The following is a 25,608-nucleotide window of genomic DNA, read 5'->3' on the forward strand; positions in this document are numbered from 1 at the left end:
AAATCCCATACGACCGACTCATCAGCTGTAAAGGTTTAACCTTTACATAAGAGCACCCCGGCGTTATGTGCCGATTTGTGTGTGTAATTAACACAATTGAATGTTCAGATTTACTGTTACTGCTCTAGATGTGATGCAATAACAGAACTCCGGCGCGCTTTATACCATAAATAACCTTAAGAAACCACTATTACTTGTGTTTGATAATGGCGAATTTGACATAAAACTGGCGATATTAAATAGAGAAAAAAAGAGATTATTAAAGTGATTACTATGAATATTGCTCTAATATCAAATCTCTATAAAAAATGCCAAAGAGAAAAGCGCAATATGTAAAGACAATCAGATTCAGAAGGCGTAATGTTCGTAATTATTCTCGATATTAGACAGATTACACACATCCTCTTTATTGGCATGCCTACTTTCTGCTGATATCATAAATGGTAATCAGAATTATTTCTCATCATCATTCATTTAACCTGCAATACAAAATATGAAACAACCAACTTGTGTTATGTCATGCGTATTGTGGCCTTAATCTAGACGAAGAACTCAAATGGCTATTGTAATCAAGACAGAAGAAGATATTCAAAAAATGCGCGTCGCAGGTCGTCTTGCGGCAGAAGTTCTTGAAATTATCGCACCTTTCGTAAAACCTGGCGTAAATACCGCTGAATTAGACCGTATTTGTCATGAACATATTGTTAATGTACAACAAGCAATCCCTGCTTGTCTGAACTACCATGGTTTCCCTAAATCAGTTTGTATTTCTGTTAACGATGTTATTTGCCACGGAATTCCTAGCGAAGAAAAAATCCTTAAAGATGGTGATATTGTTAATATTGATGTCACTGTTATTAAAGACGGTTTTCATGGCGATACCTCAAAAATGTTTATCGTAGGAAAACCGACCATTCAAGGTGAGCGTTTATGTCGCATCACCCAAGAAAGCCTATATTTAGCAATTAAAATGGTAAAACCAGGTATTCGCTTACGTGAACTGGGTAAAGCTATTCAAAAATTTGTTGAAGGGCATGATTTTTCTGTTGTTCGTGAATACTGCGGCCATGGTATTGGCGAAGGATTCCATGAGGAACCACAAGTCCTCCACTATGATGCAGATGATAGTGGTGTGGTGTTACAAAAAGGGATGGCATTCACCATTGAACCTATGGTTAATACTGGTGATTACCGTATTCGTACAATGAAAGATGGCTGGACTGTTAAAACCAAAGACAGAGGCTGGTCTGCACAGTATGAACACACCTTAGTCGTTACTGATAACGGCTGTGAAATCATGACATTACGCAAAGAAGAAGAACCATTTATTTCTGCGGTTTTAATTAACGAATAATACTCTTCAGTTTACAGTGTAAAGGCGACATATTCTTTCGAGATGTGTCGCTTTTTTTATTTTATTTATAATGGAATAACAGAATTGCTAGTCAGGTTATCGTTTTAACATTAGTCTTAATGCTATAAGCAAACATTGAGTAAGAAGACGAATGATGACCACTAATAACGTATTTCAAACACAGCCCCCTTCCCCTTTTTTGCTGACGAAAAACACACAAAATCACACTGAACTAAAACAATCTATAGAACAATTTCAGTCTTGGTTAGCTGATGCTTTTCACCACAATGTCGATGTAACTTTATTGCTTCAAGCCCGTAGCCATTTCATTGACCAACTCTTAACTCAATTATGGCGTTATACTCAATTATCTGATTATCCTGACCTTAGTATTATTGCTGTTGGTGGTTATGGTAGAGAAGAGCTACACCCCCTTTCTGATATTGACCTTCTATTTTTAAGTGATTCAGCTTTATCACCAGAAATAGCCGAAAAAATCAGTAAATTAATTACCTTACTTTGGGATGTACGTCTTGAGATCGGTGTCAGTGTTAGAACAATGGAAGAGTGTCTTTTAGAAGGTCTCTCTGACTTAACGGTAGCGACAAATTTGCTAGAAGCTCGCTTGGTTTGTGGTAATCAATCACTTTATCAACAGTTAATTAATCATATTTTCAGCCAAGGATTTTGGCCATCACCTGATTTTTTCGCAGCCAAAATAGAAGAACAAAAACAAAGACATCAACGATTTCATAGTACCAGCTATAACCTAGAACCAGATATTAAAAGTAGCCCTGGCGGTCTTCGCGATATTCATACTTTAATTTGGGTCGCTCATCGACATTTTGGTGCAACCTCCATCTCAGAAATGGTGAACTTTGGCTTTTTAACTCCCGCAGAAGGACAAGAATTACTAGAGTGCCAATACACTCTGTGGAAAATTCGTTTTGCATTACACCTAGTGCTTTCTCGCTACGATAATCGCCTACTATTTGATAGACAACTTAACGTTGCTCAATGCTTAAATTATCAAGGAGAAGGCAATCAGCCGGTTGAAAAAATGATGAAGGATTATTATCGCGTTACTCGCCGTGTTAGTGAGTTAAACGATATGCTGCTTCAGTTATTTGATGAAGCCATCCTTGCTTTACAACCCAATGTAAAACCTCGACCATTAGATAATGAATTCCAGCTAAGAGGCTCTTTGATTGATGTTATCGATGATAGCTGTTTTCTTGATGATCCTATCGCCATTATGCGCCTATTTTTGCGTATGGCAGAGCATAAAGAGATCACTGGAATTTATTCTACAACATTACGCCATTTACGTTATGCGCGCCGTCATTTAGTTCAGCCTTTGTGTGAGTACCCACTAGCACGCCAAGTTTTTATGCAGATTTTGCGTCATCCTCATGCTGTTTCTGGTGCATTTATTCCTATGCACAAACACAGTGTACTCGCAGCTTATTTTCCACAATGGAATAACATTGTAGGGCAAATGCAGTTTGATTTATTCCATGCCTATACTGTTGATGAACACACTATCCGTGTTTTACAAAAGCTCGAAAGCTTTGGTTCCCCAGAAAATCATGAAAAACACCCACTCTGTGTTGATATTTACCCACAACTGCCACAGCTTGAATTGCTCCGTTTAGCTGCACTCTTTCATGATATAGCTAAAGGTCAGCATGGTGATCACTCTGTGCTAGGTGCTCAAGATGTTGCCCACTTTGCCCAACAACATGGTTTAAATCAAAGGGAATCAGCATTAGTTGAATGGTTAGTTAGTCATCACTTACTTATGTCTGTCACAGCACAAAGACGTGATATTCAAGATCCCGACATCATTTTTCAATTTGCATCAGAAGTAAAAAATGAAAGTCGATTACGTTACCTTTTATGTTTGACTGTTGCTGATATCTGCGCAACCAACAGTAGTCTATGGAATAGTTGGAAACAGAGCTTATTACGTGAGCTTTTTCTATCTACAGAAGCCCAATTACGCCAAGGTATGCATTCTATTCCTGATTTACGTGAACGCATCCGTCATCATCGTTTGCAAGCACTAACTATTTTACGTACAGAGCATGTTGATGAAGAAAAATTGCAAGCAATTTGGGGGCGTTGTCACGCCGATTACTTTTTGCGGCACACACCAGAACAGATTGCATGGCATGCCCTTGCTTTAATTAAACATAATAGTGCTGATCCCATGGTATTAATCAGCCAACAAACAGAACATGGTGGCACAGAAATATTTATTTGGTGCGCAGATAGACCCTCTCTTTTTGCCTCCGTTGCAGGTGAACTTGATAGACGTAATTTAAGCATCCATAACGCACAAATATTTACTAACCGCGATAATATGGCTATGGATACCTTTATTGTGTTAGAGCCTAATGGTAAGCCTCTAGCTACTGATAGATATAATGCTATCCGCAACGCTTTGATCCAAGTTGTATCAGCTCCTTATAACAACAACGCGAAAACACGTTCTCTGCCTGCAAAATTACGCCACTTTGATGTTCCAACAAAAATTAACTTTGTTGCGTCTAATCATAATAAACGCACTTATATGGAATTATTTGCACGAGATCGCCCAGGATTATTAGCAATTATTGGTAAAGTTTTTGCTGATCTTTCATTGTCACTACATGGCGCAAGGATCACCACAATAGGTGAACGTGTTGAGGATTTCTTCGTATTAACCGATAGCGAAAATAAGGCATTAAACCAAAAAATGAAGGATGAAGTCGTAGAAAGGTTGACAAAAGCCCTAGTTTCAAAGGATAAAATATAGGAACCCACGACAATACATATAGGAAATACTATTGATGCAAGCATTACAATCTATTATTGATAACGCCTTTGAACAACGTGCCGATATCACTCCAAACAACGTTGAGCCTCATATTCGTGACGCAATTAATAACGTTATTGCACAGTTAGACAGCGGGAAACTGCGAGTGGCGGAAAAAATTGACGGTCAGTGGGTGACTCATCAATGGTTGAAAAAAGCGGTTCTACTCTCTTTTCGTATTAATCACAATCAAGTGATAGATGGCAGTGAAAGTCGCTATTTTGACAAAGTACCTATGAAATTCGCTGACTATGACCAAGATCGTTTTGAAAAAGAAGGTTTTCGTGTTGTCCCTCCAGCAGCCGTTAGACAAGGTGCTTATATCGCCCGCAACACTGTTTTAATGCCATCTTATGTCAACATTGGTGCTTACGTCGATGAAGGTAGCATGGTCGATACATGGGCAACAGTAGGTTCATGTGCTCAAATCGGTAAAAATGTTCACCTCTCTGGCGGTGTAGGAATTGGCGGTGTTTTAGAACCACTACAAGCAAACCCAACCATTATTGAAGATAATTGTTTTATTGGCGCACGCTCTGAAATTGTTGAAGGCGTAATTGTCGAAGAAGGTGCAGTTATTTCAATGGGCGTTTATATTGGCCAAAGTACCAAAATTTATGACAGAGAAACGGGCGAAGTACATTATGGCCGAGTACCCGCCGGCTCTGTCGTTGTGTCAGGTAATTTACCGTCTAAAGATGGGAGTTATAGTCTGTACTGTGCAGTGATCGTAAAAAAAGTGGATGCTAAAACACGCGGAAAAGTTGGTATTAATGAATTGTTAAGAACTATCGACTAATATAAGAACAGCGGATAGAATTAATTCTGTTCGCTATTCTTTCACCCATTTTTCTATCAGGTGCCAATATATGTACGATAATTTAAAAAATTTAGGGATCCCGCATCCTGAAGATATTGACCGCTATACCCTACGCCAAGAAGCTAACAACGATATTTTAAAAATCTATTTTCGCAAAGATAAAGGTGAATTTTTTGCAAAAAGCGTAAAATTTAAATATCCGCGTCAACGTAAAACGATTTCTGATGGTCAATCAGGGCAAGGTTTTAAAGAAGTAAATGAAATCAATACTAACTTACGTTATGTTATTGAAGAATTAGATCAAATTTGCCAACAAGACCAAGTAGAAGTCGATTTAAAACATAAAATTCTGGACGATTTACGCCATCTTGAACATGTTGTTGCAAATAAGATTGCTGAAATTGAAGCTGATTTAGAAAAACTAACCCGTCGTTGATAATATGACACAAAGGCTAATTAATTTTAGTCGATTTAAGACGTTAGTTTTACATAAAATACCGCTTATTTTCTGATAAAATAGAAATAAGCGGTATTTAAAATATGACACTTTACTCATTTTCATATTGACCAATTAGATTTACTAAATTGTTTTCTCAATTAACCTAATTGACTAACCCAATTCTCTATCCAATCTATTGCAAATACTTCTGGCTCTGCGACATCCATACCGTCTATTTTTAATATTTCTCCAATACGCTTGGCTTGATGTTCTTGTAATAGCGCTTCAAATTGCATACCTGCACCACAAAAATGGTCATAACTACTGTCACCTAAAGCAATTAAGCCGTAACTTAAGTGTGGCTGATACCCCAAATTATCACGCAGTTCATGAAATAAAGGTGCGATAGTATCAGGTAAATCCCCTTGCCCTGTACTCGACGTTATTACTAATACGGTCGAATATTTTTTCCAATCCGCAAGAGTTCCTTCTTCATAAACATTAGCTTGGTGTTTATGCTCAAGTAAAATACGTTGAGCCTCTTCAGCAACCGCTAATGCATTTCCGTAAACTGTACCTACAAAAATACCGATTTTAGCCATAATATCCTCTATTCCATCTATCAACAAACATAGAAAGTCACATACTACCGTTATCAATATACAAATTATGCACCTTCTTTCTCAAGAATAAATTCTTTATAAATTTTATTCCATTCTGTTCGCTCTTTAGATAATTGCCAAAAAATATCATTCATAGGTATAGATTCATTTATTGTTTTAGCCACTAATTTACATGCCCATTTAGGTACTGAATTATTTTTAAAATCTTTAGATTGCAGCAAACAGAACAAATTTTTATATAACATATTTAATTTATTAAAAGCATTATGACTTTTCTTTTGTTTTTCTAGATACTTATTAGGAAAAAAATATTTATATATTCTAAAGAAGAGTCCCTTAGGGTTTTCTAATGAACCATGATAAAGGTACAATTGAGAAGAAACGTCTCTTATTTTATCAAAAAAATATTTTTTAAAATCAACGTCATTCTGATTAATTGTAAAGAGTTTATATGAACTAATCCCTTCATAAATAATGTTTAATTTATGTTCTTTAAACATAGCTATTCTTTTTTTATTTTTATCAAGCTCACTAACAATTAAATTTAATTCATTTAATTTCACTTTCAAATCTTCAATGCTTAATTTAAAGAAATCACCATTTAAATTAACATTATCACTTCTATCTCTTAATTTATCGACATCAATATCAAGTTCATTAATAAATTTCTCGTCAATATTTTTATCATTACAATTAATAAAATGAGATATATGAATTATAGATCTAATAACATTAAGTGCCCCTTCATTTAAGATGTCTAAAAATTTATTTAACCTTTCTTTTCCTTCATTAACTTCTTTTATTATCTTTGATTTTTCATTATCTACTTTTCTTATCTCCCTTAAGTCATCACTACATTCTTCTTTTTTATTATGCCTTATTTTGTTACAACCCCCAGTATCTATTGGTTTACTAGTGTAATCATTTTCGGTTCGCATAATTTCAGGCTTTATTGATTGAACCTCCAACATTACTGACATCTTTTTATCATATATTTCTGTTTTTTTTCTACTTTTAAATAATGATAAAATCCCATTGCTATTTATATTATTTGCAATTTTTTCAATATTATGAAAAATTTCTTTTTTATCTTTGGAGATGAAGTTATTAATTAATATATTATTATCACTAAATAACATTTTAAAGAGTGTACTATGTTTACTTTTATTCCTCAACAATGAGGAAAATAAACGATTAAGATCATCACCACTATTTAAGTTTAACACATCTACTTTTCCATCAAAGATCTTTATTTTATCAACCAACCCCTCTTTAATAATAATTTTATTTAATTTTTCCAATCTATTTTTATTATTTAAAATATACTTTTCAAATGTACTTTTTAATTCACAACTAAATTTTGAAAATATAAACCTCTTATCTTTATTGAAGATCTTTAGTTCTTCATCTCTATATTTTATAAAAGAAAATAAATCTTTTTCTTCAAAATAGGCCCCTTTACTATCTTCTAGTAAGAGTACAAAATTTTTATTATTTGCTATTGATAATGTTGAATTCATACTTCCTCCTAGATTCAGATTAATACCTAAGAGAATTACATAATTATCATCTATATTATTTCAATAAAAAAACACTCTTTGTTTACACATAAGAGTGTTTTTATAATTCAATCAAAAATAATTTATTCTTGTTCAGTCGTGTCCAAAGACCGGATATATTCATCCATTTCAGTTTTTAGATTATCTGACTTAGGACCAAAAATTGCTTGAATACCAGAGCCGACTACAACTACACCAGCAGCGCCCAATCTTTTCAATTCATCACGATCAACCTTATCGATCTCTTTTACACCAATGCGTAAGCGTGTGATACATGCATCTAAACTACTGATATTGTCTTTACCACCAAAAGCAGCAACTAAAGATTGCCCCATCGCGCTTTTATCCGCTTGTTTGGCGTTTTTATCTTCAACTTCTCGACCTGGTGTTTTCAGGTTTAGTTTCACGATTAAAAAACGGAAAATTGAGTAATAAGTTATGGCATAAAGTATGCCAATAATTGGGAATAAATACAGCTTACTGCTATTACCACTTAATACGATAAAGTCGATCAAGCCATGAGAGAAACTTGTACCATCACGCATACCTAACAAGATACAAATAACAAACGCTAAACCAGCCAAAATAACATGAATAACATAAAGGATTGGAGCGACGAACATAAATGAGAACTCAATAGGCTCAGTGATCCCTGTTAAGAAGGCAGTTAATGCCGCAGAAATCATGATCCCTCCCACTTTTACACGATTCTCAGGGCGTGCTGAATGCCAAATCGCAATAGCGGCAGCAGGTAAACCAAACATCTTAAATAAGAAGCCACCAGACAACATACCAGCGGTTGGGTCACCTGCCATATAACGAGGAATATCACCGTGGAATACTTGTCCTGCACTATTTACATATTCACCCACTTGCATTTGGAACGGTACATTCCAGATGTGGTGCAAACCAAATGGTACTAATCCACGCTCTACAACACCGTAAATACCAAAAGCAACAGCTGGGTTTTGATAGGCTGCCCATTCAGAGAAACGTTGGATAGCGGTACCGATAGGAGGCCAAATAAAAGCTAAGATAATCCCAACAAAAATAGCAATTAATCCCGAAATAATAGGAACAAAACGCTTACCAGCAAAGAATCCTAAATACTCAGGTAATTTGATGCGATAAAAGCGGTTAAACATGGAGGCCGCAATAATACCTGCAATAATCCCCCCTAACACACCAGTATCAGTAAGATGTTGAGCCTCAATTTCAGCTGGTGAAAGCCCTAAAACCCAAGGAGCAACCACTATCATGGTTTTAGACATAATGCCGTAAGCCACTACGGAAGCTAGCGCTGATACCCCGTCATTATTGGTAAAGCCTAATGCAACACCAATGGCAAAAATAAGTGGCATATTAGAGAAAACTGAACCACCAGCTTCTGCCATAACTTGAGAAACAGAAGAGGGGATCCATGATAGATCTGCGGAACCAACCCCTAATAAAATACCGGCAATAGGCAATACAGATACCGGTAACATCAAGGACTTTCCGATTTTTTGTAAAACAACAAATAGGTTTTTAAACATCAAGCAGACTCCCGGAGTGTGGGTTTTATATGTTGTAAGTTTTTTATTTGTTTAAAGTAGTGTGGGTTTTATTTCATAAACTTATCTAATGATAAGCCTTATTTATTTCACATCATAAAATAAATCGCTTAATGAATACATGATAGCTGTCACGTTTCAATGCATGTGATCAGATCAATTTATAGAATTATATATTTTACAAATAGTTAATAGAGATTATAAATTTGCGCAAACCATCAAGACTTAAGTAAAAAAGCCTTGATAGTCACATATAGAAATCAATATTTTGAATAAGAAAGGAATTAAAAGTGATGAGATAAATCTTCGCCATACTGCTCTAATTCAGATCTTAATCCACGCCAACCAAATTGATTAATAAGGTGTTGCCAAGGGAGATCCCATTTCGCCGTTAAATTAAGCGGTTGCAATGTGATTGGATGAATTAAGTTTAGATGGCTTGCATGTAACATCAAGCGATGAGATTGAAAATGATTTACAACACCACGGTTTTGACGTAGATCACCATGAGCAGTATCGCCGATAATTGGGTGGCGAATGTGAGACATATGGCGACGTAATTGATGCTTACGACCTGTTTCAGGACGCAATTCTAATAAACTAAATCGAGATGTAGGATAGCGCCCAATCGCAACCTCTTTTTCAACGGTTGCTAATGGCTGGCAATGTGTTACACATTCTTGAATTTGTGGTGGTTGAGTTGCAAATTTGTCTGCAATTTTATCTAACTCTTCCACTAAAGGACTATCAATCACTAACGCTTCTTCAACATACCCTCTGACAACGGCATGGTAAATTTTTTCTGTCTTATGTTGTTCAAAAGATTGAGAAAGAGCCCTAGCAACATCTGAAGAGAGTGCCATTAATAGAACACCAGACGTAGGTCTATCTAAACGGTGTACAGGAAAAACATGTTGCCCTATTTGATCTCTCAGTGTTTGCATCACAAACACCGTTTCATGTCTATCGAGCCAACTACGGTGAACAAGCCAGCCCGCAGGTTTATTCACCGCAACAAGATATTCATCTTGATAAATAATATCTAGCATTGTCAGCCTTATGATTTAAACATTGCGTCAAGTTCACGCAGATGATTAAGTAAATCAGTAAAGTCGCGACTTTCATCATCTTTGAATGCTTCTTCGTAATAAGGCGCGATTGCAAATGAATTAGGTAATGGCATCTCATTTTCAATCATTGATGACAATCGTGGAATCAATACCCACTGTAACCATTCATGAGCACTCATTGTATCAATACAAAAAGGTTCAATACTTTCAAATGCTTGCTCAGTCGGTGATCCTAATTGCCATAGCTCAATGTTCTTCATCTCTTTTTCGATTAAGAGCAATTTCGCTAAAATACGTTGTTCTGCTGTCATCATGTGTTCCTTATATAAAACTTACGAATAAGGATAACATTGGGATGGAATAGCAGAAAACAAATAAAAAAATAAAAGGAGCCGAAACTCCTTTTAGACAAGAAAAATAGCTGTCTGTACAACACATGCATCCAAGCAAGACCGTTTTATCTATCCCTGTGATTAAGTCTGTATCCACATTAATGGAAATATCCTATTTCCTGTGCCCTTGATTACTTTACATTATATCGGCCACCAAGCAGTCCTTTAGTTGGTGAACGTAGAATGCCAATAATTGATTAGTTAAACAACCCACAAAATAAAAGCAATCAAATAGAAATAACCATAAATAAAAACAATAGGTTATTAAGTTATTGCTCTACTTAAATAAATCAAATTTACTCTTATACAAGGACCCATTATCTAAAAAAACAGACTCTTTTTTGTAAGATATGTCTCACACAAAGAATAGTTTTAAGACTACATCATTCACTATACACCACGACTAATTCTGATAGAAAAACAAATAAATTTTCCGCTAAAACTTTTCTTTTCTTTTGACCAAAAGTTTCAAGAATAACTTCGCCAGAAACATTACATACAGAAATTATGTCGTTTTCTGAATCTGTTGTGCCAATAAATAAAGTTGGCGTTAATTTCAGCCGCTTTTGTGTCACCAAATGCCCAATAATATTTTCTTGTAGGCGGATAAAATCTTCTTCGCTCCAAACTTGGATTAAGCTCAAGTGTGTATCTCTAAAGCGAACTTGCATATCTCCCGCATACTGAGTGGTAAAGTAATTATGTAATTCAGGGCGAATAATAATCCCCATCGCTTTTTCAACTTTTTCTAGTTTATCCGTTCCCACAAAAGGTTGAGGTAGCCAATAAACGACTTCATCACCTGTTCTTGAAATACAAACGGAAGGAACACCATAGAGATCTTCACTCGCAGGAGGTAAACCTGATTTTTCTTGCCATAACTCAACATATTTTTGGGTGAAGGCTTTTAATTCAGAGGAAATATTTTCAATCACGGTTATCAGCTTTATCTATTAAATAAAAATTAGCCTTTATGTTACCTGATTATGTTATTAATTCAGAGCATCAAAAATAAAGCATTCGTATACTATTGATGTTTCAATAGTATAATTAACCTTCTTTTATTTTCAGTTAAAGTTAGGATGTAAATTATGTCTTTATATCAAGGTGATAAATCTCTTGAAACATTATCTTTAGGCAAAAAGACTCAATATCATGATCACTATGATGCCGAATTATTACAAGGCGTTCCTCGTAGCCTAAACCGAGACTCACTTTCTTTAACTGCTGAAAATTTGCCATTTCATGGTGGTGATATTTGGACTATGTATGAACTCTCTTGGCTTAATAGCAAAGGGTTACCACAAGTTGCAATTGGTCATGTTGAATTAGATGCAAAGACGGAAAACCTCATTGAATCTAAAAGCTTTAAACTATATCTCAACAGTTTTAACCAAACTCGCTTTGAAAGCTGGGATATCGTTGAAAAAACCTTACTTAAAGATTTAACCTCTTGTGCTAAAGGTAAAGTGAATCTGACTATTTACCCACTTTCACATTTTACATCACAATCTATTGTTGATTTTGCTGGAGAGTGTATTGATGAACAAGACATTGAAATCGATAATTATCAGTTTGATGCACAATGGTTAAACGGATCGACAACCGATACACTGGTTGAAGAAACTCTAGTCAGTCATCTGTTAAAATCAAACTGCCTTATTACCAATCAACCAGATTGGGGATCTGTCGCTATCCAATATAAAGGCAAAAAAATTGATCGTGAAAAATTGCTACGTTATTTAGTCTCATTTAGGCAACATAATGAATTTCATGAACAATGTGTTGAGCGAATTTTTCACGACATCATGCAATTTTGTGCGCCAGAAACATTAACTGTTTATGCAAGATATACGCGACGTGGTGGATTAGATATCAATCCTTGGCGTAGTAATTGTGAGTTTGTTCCAAAAGTCAGTCGATTAGCCAGACAATAATAGGAATAATGCCTGTATGTTAATATGATCTGTGTTATACCAAGATCAGTTGCACTTCAGTTTGTTATTTCAGGAGAAAAAGGAGTCCTACGTGATAACTCATGTCAGCCCATTAGGTTCCATGGATCTGCTTTCACAGCTAGAAGTTGATATGCTAAAGAGAACCGCAAGCAGTGATCTTTACCAACTGTTTCGTAATTGTTCTCTTGCTGTCCTCAACTCTGGTAGCCTTACTGATAGTAGTAAAGAACTGTTATCTAAATACCAAGATTTTGATATTAACGTACTGCGCCGTGAACGTGGCGTTAAATTAGAGTTAGTCAATCCTCCTGAAGACGCCTTTGTTGATGGAAAAATTATTCGTTCACTGCAAGCTAACTTATTTGCTGTACTTCGTGACATTTTGTTTGTTCATGGACAAATCACAACAGCCAAACGTGACCTGCACCTTAATTTAGAAAATAGCACTCATATCACTAACACTATTTTCTCTATTTTGCGTAATGCTAGGGCCCTTCATATCGATGAAGATCCTAATATGATTGTGTGCTGGGGTGGCCACTCTATCAATGAAACTGAGTATCTTTATGGCCGAAAAGTGGGTAACGAATTAGGGCTACGAGAACTTAATATTTGTACAGGTTGTGGTCCAGGAGCGATGGAAGCACCAATGAAAGGTGCTGCGGTCGGCCATGCTCAACAACGATATAAAAATAGCCGTTTTATTGGTATGACAGAGCCTTCAATCATTGCGGCTGAGCCACCAAATCCATTGGTTAACGAACTGATTATCATGCCAGATATTGAAAAACGTCTGGAATCCTTTGTTCGTATTGGACATGGTATTATTATTTTTCCTGGTGGTGTGGGAACTGCCGAAGAATTACTGTATCTACTTGGTATTCTTATGTCTCCAGAAAACCAAGATCAAGTATTACCACTGATTTTAACTGGCCCGAAAGAGAGTGCTGATTACTTTAATGTACTCGACGATTTTATCGCAAATACATTAGGTGATGAGGCTCGACGCCATTACCAAATTATTATTGATGATGCGCCTGAAGTGGCTCGCATTATGAAAAAATATATGCCATTGGTAAAAGATAATCGTCGTAGTACTGGTGATGCTTATAGCTTTAACTGGTCAATGAAAATCAATGCTGACTTACAGCATCCTTTTGAACCAACACATGAAAATATGGCATCACTTAACTTAAGCACCGATCAATCACCTGAAAAATTAGCCGCTGACTTACGTCGTGCATTCTCTGGTATTGTTGCAGGTAACGTAAAAGAAGTAGGTATGAAGGCGATTGAAGCTTACGGCCCTTATAAAATTCATGGTGACCGTGAAATTATGCGGCGCATGGATATTTTATTAGCGGGCTTTGTTGAGCAACATCGTATGAAACTTCCAGGCGGTACAGCTTACCAACCATGTTATGAGATTATCAGCTAATTTATTATGATACATTTGCTGATTATTGATGCTTTAAACCTGATCCGCCGCATTCATGCGGCATCAGGTTCTTCCTGCCAGACTGTGTGTGAACAGAGCGTCAACCAACTGCTTGGTCACACCCAACCTACTCATGCCGTAGCGGTCTTTGATGAAGATGACAGAGACGGTAGTTGGCGACATCAACTCTTACCTGATTATAAAGCAGGTCGCACACCAATGCCTGATGACCTGCGTCAACAATTGCCAGAAATTAAAGCAATGTTACTCAATTTAGGAATACAAAGCTGGCACTCTGGCGGTGATGAAGCGGATGATGTTGCTGCAACATTGGCAACAAAAGTGGCGAGTGCGGGTTTTCGAGTCACGATTATTTCAACGGATAAAGGTTATTGCCAATTACTTTCACCCTCTATTCGTATACGCGATTATTTTCAACGACGTTGGTTAGATTTAGAATTTATCAGAGCAGAATTTGGTGTCGAGCCATCTCAGCTTACTGATTATTGGGGATTAACAGGCGTAAGCAGCAGTAAGGTTGCAGGCGTTCCTGGTATTGGACCTAAAAGTGCCACCGAGCTTTTACAAATTCACCCAGATCTAGAATCGCTCTATCAGCATATTGATGATGTTCCTACTAAATGGCAAAACAAACTTATTACCCATAAAGAGTCTGCATTTATCAGTCGGAAAATCACAACATTACGCACTGATATTCAATTAAACGGTAATCTACAACAGTTACGTTTAAAATAGCTAAGCTCTCTATTATTAAAATTCAACGAGCAGATATCCTTAAATAACGAGATCCCATTAAAAAAGCTAAGCTTCAATTTATAAGCTTAGCTTTTTATTGTCATCAATAAATCGATGTGCTTTGAACGTTTTTAGAATTCACGATCGGGTCGATAAGCAGCCCAAATATTTTGAATATGAACAGTTATTTCTTCTCTATCATGATAAAGTTGCTTAGCTTGGATCTTAACGTTAACCCCTTTTTCAGCTAACTCTGACTTTATTTTTTCAAGGATATGAGAGACTTCCTCATAACGCTTTTTCATTGGCAATTTTAGGTTAAAGATAGCTTCACGACACCATTCATTGGCAACCCAAGTTGTCATTAACGCAGCAACTTTAGCTGGCTTTTCAACCATATCACAGACAAGCCATGTGATATTTTTAGATGTAGGTTCAAATTTAAAACCATCAACTTGGTGATGACGAACTTGCCCTGTATCCATCAAAGATTGTGCCATTGGACCATTATCAACAGCATGTACCATCATACTGCGTTTCACTAATTGATATGTCCAACCACCGGGGCATGCTCCTAAATCTACCGCTTTCATTCCACTAGCTAAGCGCTCTTCCCACTCGTCATAAGGAATGAAGATATGAAATGCTTCTTCAAGTTTCAGTGTCGAACGACTTGGTGCATCTGATGGGAATTTTAATCGAGGAATACCCATATAGAATGCGGAATTATTAAAGCTATAAGAATAACCAACATAACAACATCCCGGTGCAATGAAAAACACATGGATAATAGGACGGCTAAAATTCTCTACTTTCAGCAAAATTTTTTCATTACGTAAATGATTACGTAATGGCACCGTAAATTTACGGCAAAATTTTAATAGCTCTTTACTTTCGTTAGTATCAGCAACTTCAACTCGAAGTTCACCCGCTTTTTCAACAGCACCTTTTAGCATTCCAACAATTGGTGTAATTCTATCTTCTGGCGGTAAATCTTTAAGTAATTCACCTGTCACAAACATCTGACGAGCAAAAATTAATTCACGGAAATTTACTTCACGTGCAATTTTGTCTGCTTCACCTTCTTGGTAGCATTCAAAAATCACATAGCCACTTCCCTCTTTAACACGAGGAAAGCCATAAACGCCGATTTGACCTGCTTTATCCGTAATCTCAGCCGCGCACTCTTTTTCAAAACCTTGGCGACAATATAATGCAACTTTATTCATGGCGAGACGCCGGTGCCCTTAGACGCAAAGCGCCAATAAAAATTAAAGTCCAACCAATAAGAAAACTAAACCCACCAATTGGCGTAAAATAAGATAACAATCTAACTTGTGTTAGCGCCATACAATAAAGGCTACCACTGAAAAGTAGAATACCAACACTAAAGAAAATACCTGCCCAATAAAACCATAAGATGGTTTTTCGCATTAATATTGCTGCGATCCCGACAAGTATCAAGGTATGTACAATCTGGTAACGCATCGCTAACTGGATGTATTCCCAATGTTGTGGCGATAAATGAGGTGCTAGCTTATGTGTTGCAAATGCACCAAAAGCGACATAAAAAAAGCCACTAATCGCGGAAAACATAAGCAATGTACGACTATTCACTGTTTATTCCTTCCTAATTTAGAAGATATTTTGCCAATCATAATATTAAGATGATGTCAGTAAACCCAGCTTTTCTTGTTCATTCGCTGCTTGTGATAAAATCCATTGGCGAAAAGCCGCAATTTTACCCAATTCAGCCTGACTATCTTGGCAAACTAAATAAAATGCATTTTTACTGACAAGGACATCTGGAAAAGGTCTAACTAGCCGACCTGATTCTATTTCACTACGTGCCATGACATTATTAACTAATGCAACACCTTGCCCATGTACAGCGGCCTGGATCACCATTGAACTATGACTAAAAATGGGGCCTTGCTGCACATTGATCTGATTTTGTATCTCTAATTGGCGAACATAAGCTTGCCAGTCTCGACGAGATGTATCATGTAGTAGCGTATGATAAATCAGATCTGATGGGGTTTTTAGTGGTTTTTCACCTGTAAGTAAAGATGGCGCACAAACAGGAATTAAATATTCAGCATAAAGACGGTCTGTTCGTAGCCCTGTCCAGTTTCCTCGACCATAAAAAATTGCCACATCAACGTCATCAGCAAGCTTATCCTCTTCTCTATCAACAGCCTGAATTCGTACATCAATCCCCGGATAAGCTTGATTAAATCCAGATAACCTAGGTACTAGCCATTGAATCGCAAAACTTGGAGACAGGCTAACAGTCAGTGCACCTTTCGCGCTTCTCGCTAATAATTTGCGAGTTGCCTCGTTAATTGATGAAAAAATTTCCTTGATATCGAGATAATAACTTTGCCCTTCTTCAGTCAATAAAAGCGAGCGATTACGTCTTCTAAATAATTTTAGCCCAAGGAATTCTTCTAGTGTTTTAATTTGATGGCTCACTGCTGCTTGTGTCACAAATAATTCTTCAGCAGCTTTAGTAAAACTTAAATGACGTGCAGCTGAATCAAAAACCCTAAGCGCATTTAATGGTGGTAAACGTTTAGACATATTCGGCTCTTAAACCCCTATTTTGGCTATTAGTAGACCCTAACTCTCATCATTAGTTTTTTTTATGCGAAGCATTATAATTTGTCCCTTGATGATTAGCCAGTAAATACCTATAGTAAGCGCACTTCCTAAGCCGGAACGAAAAGTTGTGTAGTAGTAATACTGCAAAACTTTTGGCTTTGTGGTTGTGATGTTGTGTTTGCAAGTTGTCTGGAAATTCCAGACTTAGTAGCTGATGCTACTGTTTTTTTTCACTTCCTGTACATTTACCCTGTCTGTCCATAGTGATTTTATAGTGCACCGCCAAGGCGGTGCTTTTTTTATTCCCTATTTTTATCTAACTTTTCATCTTCTATACACTCACTTTTGATGTTTTCATCTTTTCTTTACAATAAATTTATTGTCAATGTTCTGAAAAATGCATCATATTCTCTTTAAAATGATTAAATTAAAGAAAAAATACATGATAAATCTGCTATCTGTGATTTTTTATTGAGTGAACTTTCGCCATCTTTGTCGTGTTATTATGGGCGCACTATCATGCTATAAACGGATGTTCTTAGTTTTTTATTATAAATAAATATAATTAACCGTATAATCTATACGCCCTATTTTTACTACAAATTACGAAACATTATTCATCTACTAACACAGCATAATTATGAACGTATTTTCCCCTGAATTATTTCGACAACAATTTCCTGCTCTTGAAGCAAACACAGTTTATCTTGATAGCGCAGCTACGGCATTAAAGCCTCTTGCAATGATAGAAGCCTCAGATAATTTTTATCGCCACAATTTTGCGACGGTTCATCGTAGCCAATATCAACACGCTAAAGAAACTACACAACAGTTTGAAGCGACTCGTCAACAAGTTGCCAAATTAATTAATAGTGCTGATAGTGATACTATTATTTGGACAAAAGGCACCACAGAATCACTCAACTTGATTGCTCAAGGCTATTTTCGTCCACGGTTACAGGCAGGTGATGAAATAATAGTGAGTGAGCAAGAACATCATGCCAACCTTATACCTTGGTTGATCCTAGCAGAACAAACAGGTGCACAGGTGATCCCTTGGGCTATTGAAGATGATTTTTTGCCTTCAATTGAGGATCTAAATCGCTTGATCAGTGAGCGAACTCGTATTGTGGCAATTAGCCAAATGTCGAATGTAACAGGTGCTCAAATCGCATTAGATAAAGTGTCTCAATGTGTTCACCAATATCATAATTGCTTATTGGTTGTTGATGGCGCACAAGGTATCGCACACCACTCAACGGATGTGATCGCACTTGATATTGATTTTTATGTTTTCTCCGCACACAAGCTTTATGGCCCTAATGGATTAGGTATTTGTTATGGTAAACGTGAGCTTTTATACCAGATGGCACCTTGGCATGGTGGGGGGAAAATGCTAACAAATGCAACCTTTAATAGTTTTACACCTGCCGCTATTCCTCATTGTTTTGAAGCCGGAACACCTAATGTTGCGGGTGTTATCGCTTTCTCAGCAACATTAGCATGGCTAGAAACACAAGATATGTATCAGGCTAACCAATATACATTGGAGCTTGCTGATGAAGCTGAAAGGCGCCTACGTGAGTTAGATGGATTTATCAGCTATCGCGCACCAAACTCATCCGTCATCTCTTTTAATTTTGCAGGTATCCACCATAGTGATTTAGCAACATTAATCACAGAGAAAGGCATAGCATTACGTACAGGACAACATTGTGCACAGCCTCTTATTGATTCATTAAATATTTCAGGCTGTTTACGTATTTCTTTTATGCCTTATAATCAACGTGCTGATATTGATGCTTTTATTAATGCCATTAATTTTGCTTTAACACTCTTAAAAGACGAATAATCATAATGAACAACACACATCATCTCACCACGCAACACCCTTTTGGTCATGAAATTACCTTAGAGGTATTGCTTAATGATTTTCAAAAATCAAAAGCATGGGAAGATAAATATCGTCAATTAATTCAGCTCTCACGAAAATTGCCCACATTACCTGATGCATTAAAAACTACAGAAAAAGAGATCAAGGGTTGTGAAAATAGAGTGTGGCTTGGTGTCGAGTTAAATAATAACGGCAAATACCATGTTTATGGCGATAGTGATGGTCGTATTGTAAAAGGCTTACTGACGATTATCTTAACGATAGTTGAAAATAAAACGGCACAAGAAATAGCTGATATCGATATATTAGCGATTTTCGATCAATTAGGATTGGCTAATCAGATTAGCCAATCTCGTACAGACGGAGTTAATGCGATTATCGCACGGCTAAAATCACTCACATCCCAGTATTAAGTTTGATACTTTAAATAATTCAAGTCACAGCTAGGCGACAAAGGAATGAGTCGCTAGTCACATACATAAGTATGTGACTAGTGCGAATGAACGCCGTCAACAACGCTTCAACTTGAAATATGACAAGTACGTTGAGCCTTCGCTAACATCTTCTTCAACGCATGAGACACCGCAATAAAACCAAAAGAAGCGGTTACCATCGTTACTGCGCCAAATCCTGCAGAACAATCCATTCGCTTTACACCGTCAGCAGTACTTTTCGCTGCGCAAACTGTACCATCACCTTGTGGATAAACCAGTTGTTCAGTAGAAAAAACACAGTCTATACCTAACTTACCTTTGCTATTTTTTACAACATTAAAATCAGATTTTAAACGTTCTCTTAATTTAGCAGCTAAAGGATCTTGAATTGTTTTTGCTAAATCGACCACTTGGATTTGGGTTGGATCAATTTGCCCACCAGCCCCTCCCGTTGTGATCACAGGAATTTTATAACGGCGACAATAGGCTAATAACGCAGCTTTTGGTCTAACACTATCAATCGCATCAATCACATAATCAAAATCGTTATTCATCATCTCAGCGACATTATCAACCGTGACAAAATCATCAATACTAGTGACATTACATTCTGGGTTGATTTCTAAAATACGCTGTTTCATAACGTCACATTTAGGCTGACCCACATTTTCTTTTAATGCATGTATTTGCCTATTTGTATTAGTTACACAAACATCATCCATATCAATTAAGGTGATAGAACCAATACCACTGCGTGCCAGCGCTTCCGCAGCCCAACTACCTACTCCACCTATACCCACGACACAAATATGAGCCTGAGCAAAATAAGACAACGCTTTTTGCCCATAAAGTCGTCCTATTCCAGAAAAGCGTTGTAAATATGAATCTGATAATGAATTTTGCATAATGCGATAACAACCTAAATAACAGAAATAATCATGGCTATTAATATCAATAGCCATGTCGTTTGCCTGATTTTATCGTTAATAATAACCTGATAAATAGTAAATCGTTTTATGACGAAGGATTTAGCAAGTTAAGTTGTGATTTTTTTAATACCCAAACACGTCCATAATGATTATAAAAACCTGCCATATGACCTGCATCTTTACCAATCCCATGATAAATATCGAAATGATGCCCTTTAATTGCGCCACCTACATCTAATGCCACCATCAAACGCATTTGATATTCGCCTGTAAACTTACCTGAATTATCAAGCACAGGAATTTCAGCCAGTAATACAGTTCCCGCAGGAATAATACTTCTATCAGAAGCCACTGATGCAAGTGCAATTAATGGAATAGCACTTGCTCCTCTTACTGGTGTAAAAGGCTCAGGTTTAAAAAAAACAAATGAAGGATTTTCTTCTAATAATTTTCTCACTTCAGTGTCGCTATGTTTATCAGCCCATTCTCTGATAGCAAGCATCGACATATCTTTTCTTTCTACTTCACCATTGTCGATTAGCACTTTACCTATGCTTCGATAAGCATGCCCATTTTTCCCTGCATAACCGAAAAAGGTAAGTGGTTTTCCATCACCAAAATCAACGTAACCACTTCCCTGAACTTCCATCATAAAATTATCCATAATGGAATTACTGTAAGCCGCAATTAAAGATTGGCTTAATGCACCATTATAGATAGCTGCACGTGAAGGAAGTTTCGAGCGACTATTGGCGGGCATTTTATAAAGAGGATATTGGAATTCACCTTGTCGTGTTAAACGAGCTTCAAGGACTGGCGTATAATAACCTGTAAACTGAACATTACCATAGTTATCAACACCTTCCATTTGAAAGGCGGAAAGATTAAATTGACGTAATTGGCGAGTATCAGCCCCTGAACGTAGCCAGTTTTCAACTGCTTGATAAGTCTCTTTGTTACTATTATACAAACGAGATGATGTTTGATTTATCTGATTAACTTGTTGCAGATAATCTGGGCCATTAATCGGTGTACCTTGTGTATTTGGCGAGCTGACTTCGATCAAGTCTTGTTTAAGTTTCCCATCTTTATATTGCTGACCTTGCTCTGTAGGACGATGACATCCTGTCAAGGCAAGCGCTAACATACCTAAAATTAACGATTTTCGCCAAGTAATCATTTTTTGCCCGCTTAATGACTAAATTTGAGTGTTGATTTTGAATTAAAAAGATACCAAAGCCAAATCAATAAAGATATGAATATGGATATACTGATAGTTAAGGTTTTCTATTATCCCCTAATCAATATGACTTTTAAACATTAAGTCACAACAAGTGGAAATAGAGAGAGAAACATAGATAAACGATGTGACTCCAATGAGTATAGTCAGCTCCTACAACTTTAAGCACCACGAGTATAACTGCCTAAAATTGCATCCTCATGTATTATTTCTGACCGTTTTTAAAAGAAAACGATAAAAATTTCATAAAAAACTTGCAACTCAGCAGATCCTGAGTATAGTGCCCCTCTGTGGAGACGCGGGGTGGAGCAGCTTGGTAGCTCGTCGGGCTCATAACCCGAAGGTCGTCAGTTCAAATCTGGCCCCCGCAACCAATTCACAAAGCAGTAAGTTTATAGTATCAGTCGCGGGATGGAGCAGCATGGTAGCTCGTCGGGCTCATAACCCGAAGGTCGTTGGTTCAAATCCAGCTCCCGCAACCAATTCTATAAATAACAATTCAGTCGCGGGATGGAGCAGCATGGTAGCTCGTCGGGCTCATAACCCGAAGGTCGTTGGTTCAAATCCAGCTCCCGCAACCAATTTTTCTTCAAGATTTCCTCTCATTTTTACTTTCTCTTTTAATTCAAAAAGCTGATCTTATCAATCATAGATTTACTACATCAATTTTCTTTTATTTCAATAACGTATTGGATAAATTTATTGTGCTGAAAATACAATAGAAATTCCAATAGAAAACACATGATCTTAGCTTTCTACTGGAATATAAAAAAGGGTATAGGAAGAGATTAGCTACGGTCAGCTAAGGTTAATTCACCGCCATTAGCGAAATAAGCTTTGATCCCTTTAAAAATAGATTCTGCAATTTGTTGCTGGAATTTAGCCGTTTTCAGTTTCTTCTCTTCTTCGATATTACTGATAAAGGCAGTCTCTACTAAAATAGAGGGGATCTCAGGGGCTTTTAATACCGCAAACCCTGCCTGATCAACTTTATTCTTATGTAGTTTATTAATCCCTCCCAACAACTTAAGCACTTCACTACCAAATTTTAAACTGTCATTGATAGTTGCCGTTTGTACAAGATCAAGCATCGCATGATCAACATAACGGTCACCACTTTTGCTCACACCACCGATTAAATCAGACTCATTTTGTGTTTGTGCAAGATAGCGTGCAGTATTACTGGTCGCCCCTGTTTTTGATAACGCAAAAACAGATGAACCTCTGGCAGAACGATTCGTAAATGCATCAGCATGAATAGAGACAAACAAGTCAGCTTGCATTTTTCGTGCTTTAGCAACACGCACCGTTAATGGAATAAACACATCTTCATTACGTGTCATATACGCCTTCATTTTGGCGTCTTTATCAATTAATGTTCTTAAGCGACGTGCAATTTGTAATACCACATCTTTTTCACGTGTTTTGTATTTTCCAATGGCACCAGGATCCTCCCCACCATGCCCAGGATCGATCATGATAATGATAGGTCTGTCTCTCCCTGCCCTACCCGGTTTTCGGGTGTCTGTTTGGGCTGGTACCGCTTGTTGTAAATCACCATCATTATATTCACGTAACAGTGCTAAGAGTGGATCATCTTCAGCATTTGCACCATGGCTTGGGTAGAAATCTAACACCAAACGGTTTTTAAATTCTGCAACAGGTTTTAGAGTAAACATTTGTGGTTGTACTGGTGTTTTTACTTCAAAAACTAATCGCACTGTTTTAGGCGTATTTTGACCAACACGGATCAACTTTAAATAAGGATCGCTAGTCTGAACTTGATTAGCCATACCCTTTAATACGCTATTAAGCTGAATACCTTCTAAATCCACCACAATACGTTCTGGGTTTGATAATGCAAACTGACGATATTTCAGTGGTGTTTTTGATTCTATAGTCACGCGAGTATAAGTCGAGGCTGGCCAAACCCTGACAGCAACAATAGATGCTGTCGCAGCAAAGCCAACAGGACTAACACTTAACAATAATAACGCGCCAATTCCTTTAATAAGACGACGACGAGTTTGATTGTGCTCAGAATGACTCATGAAAATATTCCAAAAAAACGATTAACGTCAATAAACTCTAAAAAGAGATAAAAAAAGTTAAGAACGAAAAACTTTACCCAATCCACACTCTACTGTCACTTAAAAACAGCACAATTACTCACATTTACACGAATATTCTGCCCTCATGCAAAACAATAAGATAGGATTTTACTTGCCATTCCTCATCAAAAAGAATAAAAATACATTAAATGCGAATAAAAATTCACTTGAGAGGGTTTTATGAAAGAGCGTAGCACCGAATTGGTCGATGGATTCCGCCACTCGGTTCCGTATATTAATGCACATAGAGGCAAAACATTTGTCATTATGTTGGGTGGCGAAGCTATCGCACATGAAAATTTTCCATCTATCATTAACGATATTGGATTACTACACAGTTTAGGTATCCGTTTAGTGGTTGTTTATGGCGCAAGACCACAAATTGATATGGCACTTGAAGTACAAAAAGTTTCACCAATTTATCATAAATATACTCGTATTACTGATAGTAAAACCTTAGAAATTGTTAAACAAGCAGCGGGTACATTACAGCTCGACATCACTGCACGTTTATCAATGAGTTTAAGTAATACACCATTACAAGGTGCGCATATTAATGTCGTTAGTGGCAACTTTGTCATTGCACAACCCTTGGGAGTTGATGATGGCGTGGATTATTGTCATAGCGGAAAAATTCGTCGTATTGATGAAGAAGCTATTCACCGTCAATTAGACAGTAACGCCATCGTATTAATTGGCCCTGTTGCAGTGTCTGTTACTGGTGAAAGCTTTAATCTCACATCTGAAGAAGTAGCGACACAACTTGCTATAAAACTTAAAGCGCAAAAAATTATTGGTTTTTGCTCTTTCCAGGGTGTTGTCGATGAAGATGGACACATTGTCTCTGAATTACTACCTAATCAAGCCGAAGATAAAATCCAAGAGCTACAAACCGAAGGCGATTACCACTCAGGTACAGTCAGATTTTTGCGAGGTGCCGTTAAAGCCTGTCGCCGAGGCGTAGAGCGCAGTCACCTATTAAGTTATCAATCTGATGGTGCGCTTATTCAAGAGCTATTCTCTCGCGATGGTATAGGAACTCAAATCGTGATGGAAAGTGCAGAAAAAGTTCGTAGAGCCAATATCAATGATATTGGTGGCATACTCGAACTTATTCGCCCATTAGAGCAGCAAGGTATTTTAGTCAGACGTTCAAGAGAACAATTAGAAATGGAGATAGATCAATTCACCATTATTGAACGCGATAATATGACTATAGCCTGTGCTGCTCTTTACCCTTATCAATCAGAAAAAATTGGTGAAATGGCTTGTGTTGCTGTTCATCCTGATTATCGTAGCTCTTGTCGTGGTGAGGTATTACTACAACGAATTTCTGCCCATGCTAAGCAATTAGGATTAGAAAAACTATTTGTTTTAACAACGCGCAGTATTCACTGGTTTCAAGAAAAAGGATTTGAACCTGCTGAAATTGATAAATTACCCATTGAAAAGCAGGCGCTCTACAATTATCAGCGTCGCTCCAAAATTTTGATTTTAGATTTACATAAAGAGTAACTATCAAATATAAACAAAAAGACAGGTATCCCTCTCAATATCTGTCTTTTATTGTTTTT

The 25,608-nt window shown here is 37.0% G+C and carries 22 protein-coding genes and 3 tRNA genes; 13 read left to right on the forward strand and 12 right to left on the reverse strand.

Annotation, left to right across the window (positions count from 1 at the left end; all coding sequences use genetic code 11):
- The first annotated feature begins 556 nt into the window (after window positions 1-556).
- The 4 genes from map to LG402_RS17060 all read left to right on the forward strand — a co-directional run bounded on the left by map (window position 557) and on the right by LG402_RS17060 (window position 5,470).
- Window positions 557-1,354: a type I methionyl aminopeptidase gene (gene map / locus LG402_RS17045; RefSeq protein ID WP_072070011.1), complete on the forward strand. Its 798-nt coding sequence runs from the start codon at window positions 557-559 to the stop codon at window positions 1,352-1,354.
- A 154-nt stretch (window positions 1,355-1,508) separates the two neighbouring features.
- Entirely contained in the window at window positions 1,509-4,154 is a 2,646-nt protein-coding gene (glnD, locus tag LG402_RS17050; RefSeq protein WP_227336981.1) for a bifunctional uridylyltransferase/uridylyl-removing protein GlnD, read from the forward strand.
- Between the two features lie 34 nt (window positions 4,155-4,188).
- The gene (dapD, locus tag LG402_RS17055; RefSeq protein ID WP_109409068.1) at window positions 4,189-5,013 is read left to right on the forward strand and encodes a 2,3,4,5-tetrahydropyridine-2,6-dicarboxylate N-succinyltransferase; all 825 of its coding nucleotides are present in this window, start codon (window positions 4,189-4,191) and stop codon (window positions 5,011-5,013) included.
- A gap of 70 nt (window positions 5,014-5,083) precedes the next feature.
- A complete protein-coding gene (locus tag LG402_RS17060; RefSeq protein ID WP_006535910.1) occupies window positions 5,084-5,470 on the forward strand; it encodes a DUF3461 family protein in 387 nt (128 codons plus the stop codon).
- A 161-nt stretch (window positions 5,471-5,631) separates the two neighbouring features.
- On the opposite strand, the gene LG402_RS17065 is transcribed toward LG402_RS17060, so the two are convergent.
- The 6 genes from LG402_RS17065 to syd all read right to left on the reverse strand — a co-directional run bounded on the left by LG402_RS17065 (window position 5,632) and on the right by syd (window position 11,605).
- Window positions 5,632-6,075 (reverse strand): flavodoxin, encoded by a 444-nt coding sequence (locus LG402_RS17065; protein WP_109409069.1) that lies wholly within the window; start codon window positions 6,073-6,075, stop codon window positions 5,632-5,634.
- A 65-nt stretch (window positions 6,076-6,140) separates the two neighbouring features.
- A complete protein-coding gene (locus LG402_RS17070) occupies window positions 6,141-7,616 on the reverse strand; it encodes a hypothetical protein (protein ID WP_227336011.1) in 1,476 nt (491 codons plus the stop codon).
- 122 nt (window positions 7,617-7,738) lie between these two features.
- Complete coding sequence (gene ptsG / locus LG402_RS17075) at window positions 7,739-9,190, reverse strand: PTS glucose transporter subunit IIBC (RefSeq protein WP_227336012.1); 1,452 nt, start codon at window positions 9,188-9,190, stop codon at window positions 7,739-7,741.
- A gap of 302 nt (window positions 9,191-9,492) precedes the next feature.
- Window positions 9,493-10,257 carry a tRNA pseudouridine(65) synthase TruC gene (gene truC / locus LG402_RS17080; protein ID WP_109409072.1) on the reverse strand — a complete coding sequence of 255 codons (765 nt, stop codon included), beginning with the start codon at window positions 10,255-10,257 and terminating at the stop codon, window positions 9,493-9,495.
- Window positions 10,258-10,265: 8 nt separating this feature from the next.
- A complete protein-coding gene (locus LG402_RS17085) occupies window positions 10,266-10,589 on the reverse strand; it encodes a YqcC family protein (protein WP_227336013.1) in 324 nt (107 codons plus the stop codon).
- A 464-nt stretch (window positions 10,590-11,053) separates the two neighbouring features.
- The gene (gene syd / locus LG402_RS17090; RefSeq protein WP_166539372.1) at window positions 11,054-11,605 is read right to left on the reverse strand and encodes a SecY-interacting protein; all 552 of its coding nucleotides are present in this window, start codon (window positions 11,603-11,605) and stop codon (window positions 11,054-11,056) included.
- Between the two features lie 156 nt (window positions 11,606-11,761).
- Between syd and queF the strand changes: the two genes are divergently transcribed.
- The 3 genes from queF to xni all read left to right on the forward strand — a co-directional run bounded on the left by queF (window position 11,762) and on the right by xni (window position 14,822).
- Complete coding sequence (gene queF / locus LG402_RS17095; RefSeq protein ID WP_227336014.1) at window positions 11,762-12,607, forward strand: NADPH-dependent 7-cyano-7-deazaguanine reductase QueF; 846 nt, start codon at window positions 11,762-11,764, stop codon at window positions 12,605-12,607.
- Between the two features lie 91 nt (window positions 12,608-12,698).
- Complete coding sequence (ppnN, locus tag LG402_RS17100) at window positions 12,699-14,066, forward strand: nucleotide 5'-monophosphate nucleosidase PpnN (protein ID WP_088494686.1); 1,368 nt, start codon at window positions 12,699-12,701, stop codon at window positions 14,064-14,066.
- 6 nt (window positions 14,067-14,072) lie between these two features.
- Window positions 14,073-14,822, forward strand: coding sequence for a flap endonuclease Xni (xni, locus tag LG402_RS17105; RefSeq protein ID WP_098941999.1), 750 nt, complete (start codon window positions 14,073-14,075; stop codon window positions 14,820-14,822).
- 131 nt (window positions 14,823-14,953) lie between these two features.
- Here the strand turns inward: xni and rlmM are convergent, their stop codons facing one another.
- From rlmM to LG402_RS17120, 3 genes are read right to left on the reverse strand one after another with little or no spacing between them, the layout of a single operon-like run.
- Entirely contained in the window at window positions 14,954-16,051 is a 1,098-nt protein-coding gene (rlmM, locus tag LG402_RS17110) for a 23S rRNA (cytidine(2498)-2'-O)-methyltransferase RlmM (RefSeq protein ID WP_166539374.1), read from the reverse strand.
- Window positions 16,044-16,439, reverse strand: coding sequence for a DUF423 domain-containing protein (locus LG402_RS17115; RefSeq protein WP_109409076.1), 396 nt, complete (start codon window positions 16,437-16,439; stop codon window positions 16,044-16,046). Before LG402_RS17115 ends, rlmM begins: the two co-directional genes overlap by 8 nt.
- A gap of 45 nt (window positions 16,440-16,484) precedes the next feature.
- A complete protein-coding gene (locus tag LG402_RS17120) occupies window positions 16,485-17,405 on the reverse strand; it encodes a transcriptional regulator GcvA (RefSeq protein WP_023582728.1) in 921 nt (306 codons plus the stop codon).
- Between the two features lie 661 nt (window positions 17,406-18,066).
- Here LG402_RS17120 and csdA point away from each other — a divergent pair.
- Together csdA and csdE are read left to right on the forward strand one after the other, a co-directional pair.
- Window positions 18,067-19,278, forward strand: a complete 1,212-nt coding sequence (csdA, locus tag LG402_RS17125; protein WP_227336015.1) for a cysteine desulfurase CsdA — start codon at window positions 18,067-18,069, stop codon at window positions 19,276-19,278.
- A 5-nt stretch (window positions 19,279-19,283) separates the two neighbouring features.
- Complete coding sequence (csdE, locus tag LG402_RS17130; protein ID WP_166539376.1) at window positions 19,284-19,733, forward strand: cysteine desulfurase sulfur acceptor subunit CsdE; 450 nt, start codon at window positions 19,284-19,286, stop codon at window positions 19,731-19,733.
- 107 nt (window positions 19,734-19,840) lie between these two features.
- On the opposite strand, the gene tcdA is transcribed toward csdE, so the two are convergent.
- Window positions 19,841-20,659 carry a tRNA cyclic N6-threonylcarbamoyladenosine(37) synthase TcdA gene (gene tcdA, locus LG402_RS17135; RefSeq protein WP_109409175.1) on the reverse strand — a complete coding sequence of 273 codons (819 nt, stop codon included), beginning with the start codon at window positions 20,657-20,659 and terminating at the stop codon, window positions 19,841-19,843.
- A gap of 109 nt (window positions 20,660-20,768) precedes the next feature.
- Window positions 20,769-21,863 carry a murein transglycosylase A gene (mltA, locus tag LG402_RS17140; RefSeq protein ID WP_109409079.1) on the reverse strand — a complete coding sequence of 365 codons (1,095 nt, stop codon included), beginning with the start codon at window positions 21,861-21,863 and terminating at the stop codon, window positions 20,769-20,771.
- Window positions 21,864-22,220: 357 nt separating this feature from the next.
- Between mltA and LG402_RS17145 the strand changes: the two genes are divergently transcribed.
- The 3 genes from LG402_RS17145 to LG402_RS17155 all read left to right on the forward strand — a co-directional run bounded on the left by LG402_RS17145 (window position 22,221) and on the right by LG402_RS17155 (window position 22,504).
- A tRNA-Met gene (locus LG402_RS17145) sits at window positions 22,221-22,297 on the forward strand.
- A 31-nt stretch (window positions 22,298-22,328) separates the two neighbouring features.
- Window positions 22,329-22,405, forward strand: a tRNA-Met gene (locus tag LG402_RS17150).
- A gap of 22 nt (window positions 22,406-22,427) precedes the next feature.
- Window positions 22,428-22,504, forward strand: a tRNA-Met gene (locus LG402_RS17155).
- Between the two features lie 207 nt (window positions 22,505-22,711).
- Here LG402_RS17155 and amiC read toward each other — a convergent pair.
- Window positions 22,712-23,974, reverse strand: coding sequence for an N-acetylmuramoyl-L-alanine amidase AmiC (gene amiC, locus LG402_RS17160; RefSeq protein ID WP_166539378.1), 1,263 nt, complete (start codon window positions 23,972-23,974; stop codon window positions 22,712-22,714).
- Between the two features lie 240 nt (window positions 23,975-24,214).
- On the opposite strand from amiC, the gene argA reads away from it, so the two are divergent.
- Window positions 24,215-25,549, forward strand: coding sequence for an amino-acid N-acetyltransferase (argA, locus tag LG402_RS17165; protein WP_109409081.1), 1,335 nt, complete (start codon window positions 24,215-24,217; stop codon window positions 25,547-25,549).
- Window positions 25,550-25,608 lie beyond the last annotated feature (59 nt).

The organism is Proteus sp. NMG38-2 (genome assembly GCF_020640995.1).
Lineage (GTDB): Bacteria > Pseudomonadota > Gammaproteobacteria > Enterobacterales > Enterobacteriaceae > Proteus.